The following is a 14,651-nucleotide window of genomic DNA, read 5'->3' as shown; positions in this document are numbered from 1 at the left end:
TCTTTGTCACTGGATGACCCTCGATGCCTGAGCCTGAACATTCTGCCAGTACTGCTAGCCTGCCACCTGTGCGCCCGTTACGCATTGGTGTGATCGCCCATATCCAGTTTCCTATTCGCCAACCCTTTGCAGGGGGGCTGGAAGCGTTTACCCACGATATCGTGCTGGGCCTACGCGCACGCGGGCACGACGTGACGCTGTTCGCACGTGATGGCAGCGCAGAAGCGCTGAACGTGGTGCCCATTATTGAGTACCAGTGCAAACCCATCAGCCTGAGCGAAGGCTACATGGCAGAGCACCACGCCTACTTGGGGCTTATGCAACGCATCGATGCCATGGGTTTCGATGTGATCTTCAACAACGCCTTGCATTATGTGCCGGCTACGATGACCAGCCTGCTGCGTACACCCATGCTGACGGTGCTGCATACGCCACCGTTCTTTGAGTTGATCAATGCCTATGGCAATGGCCGCGCGGCCGGCCACTTCTGTACGGTGTCGGCTGCCAATGCGCGGAGCTGGCGACACCTGCTGCCCGACTGCGCCGTTATCCCCAATGGCATTGACCTGGACGGCTGGGCACCGAGTACGGAGCCTACCGGGGACCACGCACTTTGGTTTGGCCGGCTGGTGCCTGAAAAGGGCGCGCACCTGGCTATCGAGGCCGCGCGGTTGGCGGGCATGGAAATACACCTGGCCGGCAACATGGCGGACGATGAATACTTCCGCAGCCATATCGAACCCTTGCTGGGCCCCCAGGTGCATCACTTGGGGCATCTGTCCCGGGACAAGCTGGCCAAAGCCCTGGCCCATGCCAAAGTGGCGCTGGTAACACCTTGTTGGGATGAGCCGTTTGGGCTGGTGGTGGCTGAGGCACTGGCCTGTGGTACGCCGGTAGCGGCCTTCGACCGAGGCGCTATTGCAGACCTGGTGACTGAAGACACGGGCGTGGTCGTGCCTGCCAACGACACAGCGGCCCTGGCCAAGGCCATGATGAGCGCCGCGGGCAAGTCGCGCCAAGCTTGCCGCGAACAGGCCGAACGTAATTGGGGTTACGGCTTGATGCTCAGCCGCTACGAGCAATTGTTGACGAAGGTGGCAGCCAGCCATGGGTGACGTGCATATCGCCTATTACGTGCATCATCACGGCGCTGGGCATGGGGTGCGGGCAGCAACCATTGCGGCTCAAATGGGGTATCCCGTTACCCTGATGGGCAGTCAATTGCCTGCAGGGCCCTTTGCTTCCCATATACAGACGTTGCCTTTGCCGATGGATACGGCGGAGGGTGCCGAGGAGGGTGAACTGTCATGCCTGCACTACGCACCCTTGGGCGTACAGGGGTTGCGCGAACGCATGGCCATAATGGCGCAGTGGTTCAGCACCCATTGGCCCTGCTTGATGGTGGTGGATGTGTCCGTCGAAGTGGCTGTATTCGCTCGGTTGTGCTCGGTGCCCGTGATTTACCTGCGTCAGCAGGGCGAGCGTGACGACGCGGCCCACCGGTTGGCCTATGAAAGTGCTACTGCGTTGCTTGCGCCTTATCCGAAGGAGATGGAAGACCCGCGACTGCCTGAGGCTTGGCGCGCCAAAACCTATTACAGCGGCTGGCTGTCGCGCTTTGCCGAGCAGAGCCCCGCCGAGCCCCAGCCTGGCCGTGTGCTGGTGATCTGTGGGCGCGGGGGCAATGGGCTGACACCTACATTGCTCAAGGCCGCGGCGCTGGCCTGCCCGGCGTTCGAGTTAAGGGTTGCAGGTGTGGACGCGGCGTTGCTGGCAGACGGGCCGCCCAACCTGGTGCCCCTGGGGCACCTGGAGAACCCTCTGGATGAGCTACGCCACGCAGGCGTGGTACTGGGCAGTGCCAGTGACAGCCTGGTGTCTGAGGCGGCCTCCCTGGGGTGCCGGTTTGTGGCAGTGGCGGAGGACCGGCCCTTCGATGAGCAGCTGCATCAGGCCCGGCGTTTGAATGAGCTAGGGGTAGCCATCGGCCTGGACGCTTGGCCTGCACCTGAACGCTGGCCCGCCGTACTGGATCAAGCGTTTGCCTTGGACGGCAACCGGTGGCGCCAGTGGGCAGACGTTGCCGCCAGTGCACGGGCAGCAGCGATCATTCAGGAACAGGCGCAGGCCCTTGTCAAAAGCCTTGGCGCGCCGTGTTAAAGCAGGCCTCAACTTCCTCTTGTTCCGGGGTTCTGAGCACATCCAGCGTGGTGCCTTCCCAATGCACCAGGCCCCGCTCGGCAAAGCTGCGTAGCCAGCCCTCCATGGGCCACACACTCCACCGCTGATGAAAGCGGCGGGCATTGCTGATGATGTCGTGGAAGTGGTTCAAGGGCGGGCTGTAGGTGGGGTGGTACTGGTGAAAAGCCATCGCCTCAGCCACACGCAGGGCAACCTTGCGATCCTGGGCGCGGAAGGCGAAGTCCGTGTCTTCAGCCCCGTAGCCTGTGTAGCCCTCGTCAAACCCACCGATGCGTTCAAACACCGCCCGGGTGCAGGCGAAGTTCAACGACCAGAACAGTGCATGCTCCATTTCATCCCCTGGCTCACCCCGGTACACACTCAGCGGGTGGGCAACGCTCTGGGCTTGCAGGCTGGCTTCGGTCCAGCCGGGCGCGTTGGCACCTTCAGGCAAGTAGCGCACGGCACCCAGGTGCAGGTCGTGGGGGTGGGCGGTCAGCGCCGCCTGGTAGTACTCCAGCATGTGTTCGGAGGGAATGCAGTCCACGTCGATAAACACCCAAGGGCCACTGGCGGGTAGCCCGATTACCGCATTTCGTGCCCGGGCCAGCGGTAGGCCGGTGGTGTCTTCAAGGCTGAGCTCATGGATAGGGAAGCGGTCGCTGTGCAGGCCCGCTACCGGCTCGTTCATGTGGATCACCCACACGCTCTGTGGCAGCAGGGTCGAATGCTCCAGCCCGGTCAACAGGTTATCCAGGTGGGCCCGGCGGCCGTGAACCAGAGTGATCACATGAACCCCGGGCGCCGGGGCTATGGCGGCCGTAGTGTTCAAGGTAGGGGCTGTCATGGCGTAGGCTCCGGAAACAGAAAACCAAGCGGTGGTTGGCGGTGTGAGGGCGTTGCACGTACCATCCTGCAGGGGAAGCATCTCCCGGCGCATGTACGGCGTTTGCTCGCTTGAAGCAATCGACCCAGCCATGCCGCCAAGGTTTCTTTCCGCTGACCAAAGTGCCCGACCTCAAATCAGGAGCAAGCATGTCACCCAAGGATTTATTACTGGCACTCGTCGTAATCGTGGCCTGGGGCCTGAACTTTGTTGTCATCAAGGTCGGCCTCGACGGCCTGCCACCCATGTTGCTAGGCGCCCTTCGTTTTGCCTTGGTCGCCTTCCCGGCGGTGTTGTTCATCAAGCGCCCGAACCTGCCCTGGCGCTGGCTGATCGCATACGGGGCGACCATTTCCCTGGGCCAATTCGCCTTTCTGTTCGAAGCCATGGGCAATGGCATGCCGCCGGGCCTGGCGTCGTTGGTACTGCAAAGCCAAGCCTTCTTTACCATGATTTTTGCGGCGGTGTTCCTCAAGGAGCGGCTGCGGCCGGCCAGCGTACTGGGGCTGCTGGTAGCGGCAGGGGGCCTGGCACTGATCGGGTTCGAGGGGGCACACCCTACACCGCTGCTGGCCGTGCTGCTGACCCTGTGCGCAGCGTCCATGTGGGCCATGGGCAATATCATCACCCGACGTTTTGGTAACGTGAACCTGGTGGGCCTGGTGGTGTGGGGCGCACTGATCCCGCCATTACCCTTCCTAGCGTTGTCCTGGTGGCTGGAGGGGCAGCAGCTGATAGTCACGTCCCTGATGAATATTCACCTTAGCTCCATCCTGAGCCTGGCCTACCTGGCATTCATTGCCACCATGCTGGGCTATGGCCTGTGGAGTACCCTGCTGTCACGCTACCCCACCGGCAAAGTGGCGCCGTTTTCCCTGTTAGTGCCAGTGATCGGGTTAAGCTCGTCGGCCTTGCTGCTAGGGGAACGCCTGGGCACGTTGCAATGGGTGGGCGGGGCGCTGGTCATGGTGGGGTTGTTGGTCAACGTGTTCGGGCCTCGGCTATGGGCTCTGCGCAACGGGCGCCCTGCCCAGGCGTAATGCCTAGAGCAGGCGCTTTGTGGCATCATCGGCGCTTTTCCCCATTGCCCTCTGGAGAAGCCCATGAGCCTGCCCACTGTCACTGTCGTCCCGCCTGGCATTCCCTTGCAAGGGCGGGTGGCACCTCCAGGGTCCAAGTCCATCACCAATCGGGCATTGCTGCTGGCTGCTTTGGCCAAGGGCACCAGCCGCCTGAGTGGTGCCTTGAAAAGTGATGACACCCGGCACATGTCCGAAGCGCTGCGGCAGATGGGCGTGACCATTGAAGAACCCGACGCGACCACTTTCGTAGTTACCGGCAGTGGCAAGCTTCAACCGCCCACGGGGCCTTTGTTCCTGGGGAATGCCGGCACGGCTGTGCGGTTCCTGACGGCTGCTGTGGCTACTGTGCAGGGTGAGGTGGTGCTCGACGGGGATGCGTATATGCAGAAGCGCCCCATAGGCCCACTGCTTGAAGCCCTGTGCACCGCAGGTGTGGAGGCTACCAGCCCCACAGGCTGCCCGCCGGTCACCGTGCACGGCCAGGGTGCGCTGCGTGTGGGCAGGCTTGAAATTGACGGTGGGCTGTCCAGCCAGTATGTGTCGGCACTGCTGATGCTGGCGGCATTGGGAGAGGCGGGCGTTGAGGTGGCGCTGACCGGGAAGGACATCGGTGCCCGTGGCTATGTGGACCTTACCCTGGCTTGCATGAAGGCCTTCGGAGCAAAGGTGCAGGTGCTGGATGACAGTATCTGGCGCGTTGCTGCCACCGGTTATACCGCCACGGACTACCTGATCGAGCCTGATGCCTCCGCCGCCACTTACCTGTGGGCCGCCGAGGCGCTGACCGAGGGGCGTATCGACTTGGGGGTGGCCAACGACGCCTTTACCCAGCCAGACGCCGAAGCCCAGGCACATATTGCCCGCTTCCCCCATATGGACGCGGTGATCGATGGCTCGCAGATGCAGGATGCCATTCCCACCCTGGCCGTACTGGCGGCGTTCAACACGACACCCGTGCGGTTCACCCAGTTGGCCAACTTGCGTGTGAAGGAATGCGACCGGGTACAGGCGCTTCACGATGGCCTCAATGCCATTCGCCCTGGCTTGGCGACGGTGGAGGGTGACGACTTGCTTGTGGCAGCTGATCCTTCCCTGGCCGGTACAGTGACGGATGCGGTGATCGACACCCATTCCGACCACCGTATGGCCATGTGCTTTGCCCTGGCCGGGTTGAAAGTGGCCGGCATCCGCATTCAGGACCCTGCCTGCGTAGGCAAGACCTACCCGGCCTATTGGGACGCCCTGCGTGGGTTGGGGGTTGGGCTGGTGTTTGCCTAAGCACACCCTCCTGTGGGAGCAGGAGCATCCTGCGAACTTGGGCACATACCTAGCGTGCGCCAAGTTCCGGGTCTACGCCGTCGGCTGCGACCGGTCCAACAGGGTGCGGCGTGCCCTGCGTAGGCTAGGGCCAAGTTGGCGTTTGCTTCAGCACCCCCCTATGGGAGCAGGAGCATCCTGCGAACTTGGCCAGGGATGCAATGCGCCAAATTCCCGGTCTACGCCGTTGGCTGCGACCGGTCCAACAAGGGTAGGGCGTAGCCCTGGTCAGGCTCTGACCTGAGGGGTGCCGAGCAGGTCTTCGATCCGTACGGGCAAATCCCTCACTCGAACACCGGTGGCGTGATACACGGCATCGGTAATGGCCGCTGCTACACCTGCCAGCCCTATTTCTCCGATACCCCGCGCGCCAAGTGGGTTGAGGGCGTAGTCGGGATAGTCCAGGAAGGTAATATCCACCTCAGGGGCATCGGCATGGGTGGTGACGATGTAATCGGCCAAGTTCGCGTTCACCGGGGCGCCATTGCGATGGTCATACTCAGTGGCCTCGAAGAGTGCCATGCCCACGCCCATCATCAGCGCGCCTTCGATCTGGTTACGGCCGGTGCGGGTATTGAGAATGGTCCCGGCGTCTATCACTGTCACGATCCGGTTCACCTTCAACCGAGCGATTTCGGGTTGCCATACCACCTCCACAAAGTGCGCGCCATAGGAATGCAAAGACACTTTCTTGGCTGCTTCTTCGCTACCCTTGCCCTCGCCATCACCGCTCACATGGTCCATACCTGCCGCTTTCAGCACCGTAGGCAAGGCCACAGCTTCACCTGAACCGTCTTTGACAGAGACCTTCATGTCGGCAAATACCAGGTCTTCCTTGGCCTTGCCTTCAAAGGCAGGGTGGCCGCGCAATGCCGCCTCAATGGCTTCATCCATGGCTTCACGGGTGGCCTGTTGAATGGCAGGCACCAGCGAGCCCGTGGCCATGGAGCCGCCAGACATCGGCCCAGGGGGCAGGCGGGTGTCGCCGATCATGACATCGATGTACTTGAGGTCCAGGCCGATAAGGTCAGCGACCATCTGCGCAATCACCGTGTAGGTGCCTGTGCCGATATCCTGGGTGCCACAGAATACTTTGGCGCGCCCATCGGTACCTAGTTGTACAGTGGCCTTGGCGGGGAGCGCCTTGGCCATCCACGAGCAGGCGGCCATGCCCCAGCCAATCACTTCGCCAGCACCGTTGCGCATGCTGCCCGGCTGAGGATCACGGGATTTCCAGCCAAAGCGCTCTGCACCCGTGGTCAGGCACTCCACCAAGTGGCGAGACGAGAAGGGCTGGCCCGTGCTTTCATCGTGATCGGGCTGGTTGGCCAGGCGCAATTGCACAGGGTCCATCTTCAAAGCGATGGCCAGCTCGTTCATGGCCGATTCCAGGGCATACAGGCCAGGTACTGCGCCAGGGCCACGCATGGAGGTTGGCGGTGCTACGTCTCGCTTGGCCACAGACCACGCCGCTTTGAGGTTGGGCGTGCTGTACAGGAAGCCAGTGGCTTCACCACAGTTTTCTTTGTAGCTGTCCAGCCGCGCATTGTGGAACAGGTAGTCGTGGCGCAGGCAGTTCAGCTTACCGTCAGCGCTGGCACCCAGGCGGAGCCGTTGCTGAGTGTTGGCACGGTGGCCTACGGTTTGGAACATCATGCGCCGGTCGACCACCAGCTTTACCGGCTTGCCCAGCTCTCGCGCAGCCGCAGCGGCCAGCAGGGAATGGGTCCAGGGCCAGAGCTTGCCGCCAAAGCCCGAGCCTAGGTATTCAGTGATCACCCGTACTTGCTGCGGACCCACGCCTAGCATCTGCGCCATCACCAACTGGTGGTTCATGATGGCTTGGGACGTTTCGTACAGGGTAAAGCCTTGGCCGTCCCACACGGCCACGCTGGCGTGCAATTCAATAGGGTTGTGGGTCTGAGGCGGAGTGGTATAGGTGTAGTCCACCTTTACAGGGGCAGCAGCGAAGGCAGCGTCTACATCGCCGCGCTCGGTGTCCACTTTTTCAGGGGCTTCCGGGCTGAGACGGGTGCTCACATCCACCGGTTCTGCCGCATAGGTAGCCTTCACTGCCGCTGCACCCGCCAGTGCCTGCTCATAAGTACGGGCAACCACTAGGGCAATGTACTGCCCGTAATAGGTGATTTTGTCGTCCGAGAGCGGCGGGCGGGCCTCGTCATTCTTGCCTTTATTGGGCTGACGCCGGAACATCTTGCCGGCTAGATTGCCCTGGTGATACACAGCCAGCACTCCAGGCGAAGCTTCAGCAGCCTGGGTGTTCAACCCGGTCAAGCGGCCTTTGGCAATGCTGGCCGTGACAGGCACGGCGTACACCAGCCCAGGAAAGTGGTGGTCGGAGGTGTATTTTGCTACGCCGCTGACCTTCTTGGGGCCGTCGATACGTGGCAGGCCCTGGCCGATGAAACGGTCGGATGTCTGTGCCATGGAGGTGCCCTCGCTCATGCGGTTTGCGCCGTCAGCGCTACGGTGGTTAAGCAGTGCGCAACGCAGCGCTTGGCCAGTTCGACCTTGAAGCCGTTTTCACTTTGAGGCTTGGCATCGCGCACGGCGGCTTCGGCGGCCAATTGCCAACTGGCGGCTGTTGCAGGGCGGCCTATCAGCACCTGCTCCGCTGCCGTAGCGCGCCAGGGCTTGGTGCCTACACCGCCCAGGCTAATGCGCGCGTCGGCCACGCGCCCGCCCTCTATCTTCAGCACAATGGCCGCCGAGGCCAGGGCAAACTCGTAAGAGGCCCGATCCCGTAGCTTCATGTAAGCCGAATGCGCGTTTTTGACCGGCGCGGGAAGGGTCACGGCGGTAATCAGGTCGCCGGGGTTCAAAACGGTTTCCACGTGGGGCGTATTGCCGGGCAGCAAGAAGAAATCGCTGATGGGCACTGTGCGCTCACCCGTGCTGCCCTGAATGTGGATCTGCGCCTGTAGCGTAGTGAGCGCCACGTTCATGTCCGAGGGGTTACTGGCGATGCAATGGTCACTGGTGCCGAACACAGCCAGGTTGCGGTTGGCGCCTCCGATGGCTGCACAGCCGCTGCCGGGCTCACGCTTGTTGCAGGCGCTGAGGTTGTCGCGGAAGTACATGCACCGCGTGCGCTGAAGCAAGTTGCCGCCGGTGGTCGCCATGTTGCGCAACTGGGCCGAGGCACCGGACAGTAAAGCCTGAGACAGCACCGGGTACTCGCTGGTGACCCGTGGGTGCCAGGCCAGGTCGCTGTTGCGTACCAGTGCGCCGATGCGCAAGCCACCTTCTGCTGTGTCGGTGACATCCATCAGTGGCAAGCGGTTGATGTCCACCACCTGGCTAGGATGCTCGACACCCAGCTTCATCAGGTCAGTAAGGGTAGTGCCGCCGGCAATAAAGCGCACTTGAGCGCCTTGCTGGGCGGTAGGTGAGGCCGCAGCCAAGCGAACAGCCTGTTCCGCGCTGCCAGCGCGGGTAAAGGTAAAATTCTGCATAGTGTCGGCCTCAGGCTTTGCGCGTCTGTTCGATGGCGGCAAGGATGTGGGAATACGCACCGCAGCGGCAGATATTGCCGCTCATGGCTTCCTTGATCTCACCAGCCGAGTCACCGTAGGGTTCGTTGGCGAGGGCAACAGCAGACATGATCTGCCCACTGGTGCAGTAGCCGCACTGGTAAGCGTCCTGCTCCACAAAGGCCAGCTGCATGGGATGCAACTGGTCCGGTGTACCGAGCCCTTCGATAGTGGTGATGTCATCACCTTCATGCATCAATGCCAGGCTCATGCAGCTGTTTACTCGGCGCCCGTTTACATGAACCGTACACGCCCCACACTGGCCGTGGTCGCAGCCCTTTTTAGTACCTGTGAGCTGTAATCTGTCTCTAAGGGCATCTAGCAGGCTGGTGCGCGGGTCGACCTGTAATGTGTGGGGCTGGCCGTTGACCTTGAGCGTAAGGGATTGCTCGCCCGGCTCGCTGGTGGCCGGCGCCACAGTACCTGCCGCCTGTGCAGCGGCTACCAGGCCACCACCCAGCGCAGCGGCAGTGCCGCTCACGCCCATGGCTTGCAGCAAGGTACGGCGGGAAAAGGGCAAGTGCCCGGCGTTGCCCTCTTGCGGGGGCAGAGGCTTTTTCGGCATGGGGGTTCTCCATCAGGGCGCGCCTCTGCGGGCGTTGGCACGGTCATTCGATCAGGTGTTCAGGTTGGTCCGCGCCGTGGCGCTAGCGTTCAACTGTTTCAGCTTGTCGGTACGGTTGCTGGTCGCCGGGCGCCGGCCACCGGACGCCGGCCGGGGGAACTCCTTCGTCGCCGCTGTTTCACAACCGTAGGTGATCGAAGGAAGCCATGACATGAGCGACGCCCTGCAGGAGTACAACCGCAAGCGCGATTTCCAGGCCACGCCTGAGCCTTCTGGCGCTTCAAAGGCCCATGGGGCCAAGGAGGCAGCCCAGGCCTTGCAGTTCTGCATCCAGAAACACGATGCCAGCCACCTTCACTACGATTTTCGCCTGGAACTGGACGGCACACTTAAAAGCTGGGCTGTTCCCAAAGGCCCATCACTAGACCCCCGCGACCGCCGGCTGGCCATTCAGGTTGAAGACCATCCCCTCGATTACGCCAGTTTCGAAGGGCATATCCCTGAAGGGCACTACGGGGCTGGCGACGTGATCGTGTGGGATCGTGGGGTGTGGGAACCCGAAGAGGCTCCGCAGAAAGCCCTGGAAAAAGGCCGCCTGAAATTTCGTTTGCAAGGTGAGAAGCTCAGCGGTGTCTGGAACCTGGTGCGCACACACATGAGTGGCACCAAGGCCCAATGGTTTCTGATCAAGTCCCGGGACGACGCCGCCCGTGACCATGACGAATACAACGTGCTGGAAGCTTGCCCTGACAGTGTACTCAGTGACCGCACCCTGGTGCCGAAAGTGCGGGGTAAGGCGGCCAAAGCCAAGGTGGCCGCCCCGGCTAAGCCGGCGGTAAAACCCAAAGCCGTGGCCAAGCCTAAGGCGGGAGCCAAGGGCAAAAGCGTCACCCTCAAAGGTGCTACAGCTGCTCCCTTGCCCGAGGCATTGCAGCCCGAGCTGGCGACCTTGGTGGAAGCGGCTCCAGAGGGCGAGTGGAGCTACGAAATCAAGTTCGATGGGTACCGTATTCTGGCGCGTGTTGACCAGGGACAAGTGCAATTATTGACCCGGAATGGCCATGACTGGACAGCCAAGATGCCCCGTCAAGCGCGTGCCATTGCAGCCCTGGGGCTGGAGTCCGCCTGGCTGGATGGCGAAGTGGTGGTGATGGATGAAGACGGCGTTCCGCGCTTTCAGTTGCTACAAAATGCCTTTGAGGCGCAGAACGCCGAACGCATCGTGTTTCATCTCTTTGACTTGGTGTACCTCAATGGCATGGACCTGTCCCAGGTGCCACTCGAACAGCGTCGCGCTGCGCTGGAAACCGTCCTGGCACAGAACAAGGACGAGGGCCTGCGTTACTCCGCCAGCCTTGAAGCGTCCGCCCCGGCCCTGCTTGAGACAGCGTGCTCCATGAAGATGGAAGGCTTGATTGGCAAGCGCCTGGGTAGTACTTACGTGAACCGGCGCAGCAAGGACTGGATCAAGCTCAAGTGCAAAAACCGTCAGGAGTTCGTGGTGGTGGGGTATACCGACCCCCAGGGCGCCCGTAGCGGCTTGGGCGCGTTGTTGCTGGGCCTGCATGATGCCGACAGCGGCCAGCTGAACTACGCGGGCAGGGTAGGGACCGGTTTCAATGAAAGCACATTGCGCAGCTTGATGGCCGAGCTGGAACCTAGGCAGGTGAAAAAGCCTACTGTCGCCAACCCGCCCAAAGGCGCCCAGGCGCGTGGTGTACATTGGGTAGAGCCCGCTCTTCTGGCGGAGGTGGCCTATGCGGAAATGACCCACGAAGGCCTGGTACGCCATGCGGTGTTTCATGGGCTTCGTCAAGACAAGCCTGCTGCATCGATCACCCAAGAAACGGTTATGGAGGCCAGTACCTTGAAGCCAGATGCCGTGCCCGAAAAGAAAGCTCGCCCAACGCCCAAGGCGTCGACCAAGCCACCCGCTAAGACGTCAGCGAGAAAAAGGGACAAGCCTGCCGACGAGGTAAGGATCACGCACCCGGACAGGGTGATAGACGCGACCTCAGGCACCACCAAGATGCAGCTGGCCCAGTATTACGCCCAAGTAGCGCCCTGGCTATTACCTCACCTCAAACAGCGGCCCGTGGCCTTGGTGCGGGCACCGGAAGGCGTGGAGGGGGAATTGTTCTTCCAGAAACATGCTGAGCGGCTGAATATCCCAGGTATTGTCACACTTGACTCGGCCTTTTCGGGGCAGCCCGTGATGATTGTGGACACGCCACAAGCGCTAATCGGTGCGGTGCAAATGAACACGGTGGAGTTTCATACGTGGAATGCGACCAGCAAAAATGCCGAACACCCTGATCGGTTTGTACTAGACCTGGACCCGGACCCTGCGCTTCCCTGGAAGGCCATAGCAGAAGCCACACAGCTCACCTTGGCCGTACTGGATGAGCTAGGGCTCAAGAGCTTCCTCAAGACCAGTGGAGGGAAGGGCATTCATATTGTGATGCCCCTTAAACCCAAAGATGGCTGGGACAATGTAAAAGCGTTTTCGCAGGCCATTGTGAACCACTTGGCAGCCTTGTTGCCTGATCGGTTCTCAGCCATTGCTGGCCCGAAAAATCGGGTGGGCAAGGTATTCGTGGATTATTTGCGAAATGGCCAAGGTGCTACCACGGTGTGTGCATTCGCTGCACGTACTCGAGAAGGGCTGCCGGTCTCTGTGCCCATAGCACGTGAAGAGGTGGCCGAACTCAAGGGGGCTGACCGCTGGAACATTCATAACATCCATGAGCGCCTTGAGCAGATGCAGGACAATGACCCTTGGGCAGGTTATGGGGCAGTACGGCAAACGCTGACCGCTGCCATGCGCAAGAAACTGGGTATGAAAGGTTAGGCCGGTGGCGCTGGCTTCAGGCCAGCCACACCGCTGGAGACACATGAGCAAGATCATCACTCAACTGCCTGACGCTGACCGCGCCCAGCAGAGCAGCGAAACCGCTATGTTCGGCTCGCCCAAAGCACGCCTGGATTTCTACCGCAACGAAATCCAGTACGAAACCTCGCTGTTATCCAACCGCACCAACGCCTACTTATCAGCACAATCCTTCCTGGTAATTGCCTATGCGTCATCCATGGCCAACCTCAACCCGGCCTGGGGGCACATTTTCACCCTGGTAGTGCCAGCACTGCTGGCAGTGCTAGGGATTGTGAGTTCGGTACATGCCTGGCCGGGCATCCGGGCCGCCTATGACATCATCGCCCACTGGCATTTCAAGCAATACCAGCTGCTACGTTCCGAGCCGGCGTGGGGCGCTGCCTATGACGACTCACCGCTGTTTAGCAAGCACGAAGGCCATGAAACCGCTTTTCGCAAGTCGCTGCTGTTTTCCATGCGCACCCCTTGGATTTTCACAGGTGTGTGGTCGATATTGGGCGTGTTTTCCCTCTGGTTGCAGTTGGGTAACTAGCGGGTTTGCAGCGTGCGCTGTAGTGAACCACCTACAAAAAAGCCGCCTCATCGGGCGGCTTTCATAGGGGGCTACATGGCTTAGAACTTGTAGGTCAACGAGCTACCGAACCCATGTGCGCTGTTGTGGTATGTGGAGCTGTAGGCGCCTTTGGTCGCGCTGGCCAGGTTCACGTCCACGCTCTCTTCCTTGAGGTAGGAATAGGCGAAGTCCAGCGTGAGGTTGTCGGTGGGGCTGTAGCCGGCACCCAGGCTGAAGATGCGGCGGTCACCGGTAGGAATCCGTGGCGAGCGGTCCGTATTGTTAGTGGGGGTTTGGTCCACGCTAAACCCGGTGCGCAGGGTCCATTGCTTGTTCAACTTGTACGCTGCGCCAATGGCATGGGCCCAGGTGTCGTGCCAGTTCTGCTCTTCGGTAATAGTGCCCAACCCCAGTGCGGTTGCGGTACGGTTACCCGAGTTTTCCACGGTGATGTTTTCCAGCCGGCTCCAGCGAGTCCAGGTGCTGCCACCGTAGATTGTCCAGCGGTCGTTCAGCTCATGGGTGAAGGAGAGGTCCACCGATTCGGGCGTGGTCAGGTCCAGCGACGCGTCGGACTTGAAGTTGAAGGCAGGCAGCGCAGCCCTAGGGCGCAGGTTGCGCACTTTGGTATTGCCATCTAGGTGGTAATCTACTTTCGAGTGGTAGGTCAGGCCCAGGCGAGTGCTGTCGGTGGCCTGGATCAAGATACCAGCGTTGAACCCCACAGCCGTATCGTCGCCCTTGATCTTCACCTGCCCATCGCCACCGGAGATCGGGTTGGCCGCGTTGATGGTGCGCGAAGTCAGTTCACCTTCTATACGGTTGAAGGTAGGGCCGATACCGATCGATACCTTGTCATTGAAGGCATAGCTGACAGTGGGTTGAAAGGTGATGACCTTTACTTCGCTCCTGTCTGCCCAGTACCGGCCAGCAAAGCCACTTTCGTAGTCAGTGGCTAGGCCGAAGGGCACATAGACACCAAAACCGACGGCCCATTGGTCATTCAGCGGCTTGACGTAATAGCCCATGGGCACGCCGACCAAGGGCACCATGTCCCCCTTGCTGCTACCGCCCAGGGTGGACTTGGAGTGATTGATGTCCGTGTCAGCATAGATACCGGCAGCGCCGACCGTGAACTGCTCGCGCTTGAGCCGTGCCATACCTGCCGGGTTGCCGGCGACCGTACTGGCATCCTCAGCCGACGAGGAACGGCCCGCAAAGCCTACACCCATGCCGCTTACGCTTTGTTCGTTGATGGCAAAACCGGAGGCAAGGAGCTGAGTGGAGGCAAGCGTGACTGCGAGGCCAAGGCTTGATCTGATCATGACTTTTTTCATTGTTGTTGTTACTCCGTGGGTGATCATCGGCGCAAATTACCAATAAATCGGGAGCGGCGCTATAGCCCGTATCCTGCAGAATAGAGCGATCTTGTAGGACAATCTGACTTTATCAGCGCCATTGCAAGGGCATTTTTCTGGCAAGATCGGTTCGTTTAGAACGCTTTGACAACAAAAAATTGACAGGCCTATCCTAATCGGCATCGTCTGGACCGAACAAATAGCCCTGGCGCGGGGCTTTTGAAGCCTGTAATTTTTTTGACAGGTGAGCACTGATGACGCG

General features: G+C 60.8%; 12 protein-coding genes. 6 read left to right on the top strand and 6 right to left on the bottom strand.

Features of this window, described 5'->3' with window-relative positions; translation table 11 throughout:
* Nucleotides 1–23: 23 nt before the first annotated feature.
* Together ACSAMW_RS05535 and ACSAMW_RS05530 are read left to right on the top strand one after the other, a co-directional pair.
* Nucleotides 24–1,115, top strand: coding sequence for a glycosyltransferase family 4 protein (locus ACSAMW_RS05535; RefSeq protein ID WP_500593046.1), 1,092 nt, complete (start codon nt 24–26; stop codon nt 1,113–1,115).
* On the top strand, nt 1,108–2,160 hold the full coding sequence (locus ACSAMW_RS05530; protein WP_500593045.1) for a hypothetical protein: 1,053 nt from the start codon (nt 1,108–1,110) through the stop codon (nt 2,158–2,160). The genes ACSAMW_RS05535 and ACSAMW_RS05530 overlap by 8 nt, the downstream gene beginning before the upstream one ends.
* Here the strand turns inward: ACSAMW_RS05530 and ACSAMW_RS05525 are convergent.
* Nucleotides 2,135–3,028 (bottom strand): glycosyltransferase family 2 protein, encoded by an 894-nt coding sequence (locus ACSAMW_RS05525; protein ID WP_500593044.1) that lies wholly within the window; start codon nt 3,026–3,028, stop codon nt 2,135–2,137. The two genes, ACSAMW_RS05530 and ACSAMW_RS05525, sit on opposite strands and share 26 nt — an antisense overlap.
* A gap of 188 nt (nt 3,029–3,216) precedes the next feature.
* Between ACSAMW_RS05525 and ACSAMW_RS05520 the strand changes: the two genes are divergently transcribed.
* Both ACSAMW_RS05520 and aroA read left to right on the top strand, forming a co-directional pair.
* Nucleotides 3,217–4,107: an EamA family transporter gene (locus tag ACSAMW_RS05520; RefSeq protein WP_500593043.1), complete on the top strand. Its 891-nt coding sequence runs from the start codon at nt 3,217–3,219 to the stop codon at nt 4,105–4,107.
* 63 nt (nt 4,108–4,170) lie between these two features.
* Nucleotides 4,171–5,427, top strand: a complete 1,257-nt coding sequence (gene aroA, locus ACSAMW_RS05515; RefSeq protein WP_500593042.1) for a 3-phosphoshikimate 1-carboxyvinyltransferase — start codon at nt 4,171–4,173, stop codon at nt 5,425–5,427.
* Nucleotides 5,428–5,694: 267 nt separating this feature from the next.
* Here the strand turns inward: aroA and ACSAMW_RS05510 are convergent, their stop codons facing one another.
* The 4 genes from ACSAMW_RS05510 to ACSAMW_RS05495 are packed head-to-tail and all read right to left on the bottom strand — an operon-like array spanning nt 5,695 to nt 9,798.
* A complete protein-coding gene (locus ACSAMW_RS05510; RefSeq protein ID WP_500593041.1) occupies nt 5,695–7,914 on the bottom strand; it encodes a xanthine dehydrogenase family protein molybdopterin-binding subunit in 2,220 nt (739 codons plus the stop codon).
* A gap of 14 nt (nt 7,915–7,928) precedes the next feature.
* Nucleotides 7,929–8,942 carry an FAD binding domain-containing protein gene (locus tag ACSAMW_RS05505; protein ID WP_500593040.1) on the bottom strand — a complete coding sequence of 338 codons (1,014 nt, stop codon included), beginning with the start codon at nt 8,940–8,942 and terminating at the stop codon, nt 7,929–7,931.
* Between the two features lie 10 nt (nt 8,943–8,952).
* Nucleotides 8,953–9,585, bottom strand: a complete 633-nt coding sequence (locus ACSAMW_RS05500; protein WP_500593039.1) for a (2Fe-2S)-binding protein — start codon at nt 9,583–9,585, stop codon at nt 8,953–8,955.
* Nucleotides 9,586–9,636: 51 nt separating this feature from the next.
* The gene (locus tag ACSAMW_RS05495; RefSeq protein ID WP_500593038.1) at nt 9,637–9,798 is read right to left on the bottom strand and encodes a hypothetical protein; all 162 of its coding nucleotides are present in this window, start codon (nt 9,796–9,798) and stop codon (nt 9,637–9,639) included.
* On the opposite strand from ACSAMW_RS05495, the gene ligD reads away from it, so the two are divergent.
* A complete protein-coding gene (ligD, locus tag ACSAMW_RS05490; protein WP_500593037.1) occupies nt 9,797–12,436 on the top strand; it encodes a DNA ligase D in 2,640 nt (879 codons plus the stop codon). The genes ACSAMW_RS05495 and ligD overlap by 2 nt on opposite strands.
* Nucleotides 12,437–12,479: 43 nt before the next feature.
* Nucleotides 12,480–13,010 (top strand): hypothetical protein, encoded by a 531-nt coding sequence (locus tag ACSAMW_RS05485; protein ID WP_500593036.1) that lies wholly within the window; start codon nt 12,480–12,482, stop codon nt 13,008–13,010.
* An 80-nt stretch (nt 13,011–13,090) separates the two neighbouring features.
* Here ACSAMW_RS05485 and ACSAMW_RS05480 read toward each other — a convergent pair whose 3' ends face one another.
* Nucleotides 13,091–14,368 carry an OmpP1/FadL family transporter gene (locus tag ACSAMW_RS05480; RefSeq protein ID WP_500593035.1) on the bottom strand — a complete coding sequence of 426 codons (1,278 nt, stop codon included), beginning with the start codon at nt 14,366–14,368 and terminating at the stop codon, nt 13,091–13,093.
* Between the last annotated feature and the right edge of the window lie 283 nt (nt 14,369–14,651).

The organism is Pseudomonas sp. AB39(2026) (assembly GCF_059831485.1).
Note: the sequence above shows the minus strand (reverse complement) of the source record. Positions and strands in the feature narration are given on the sequence as shown.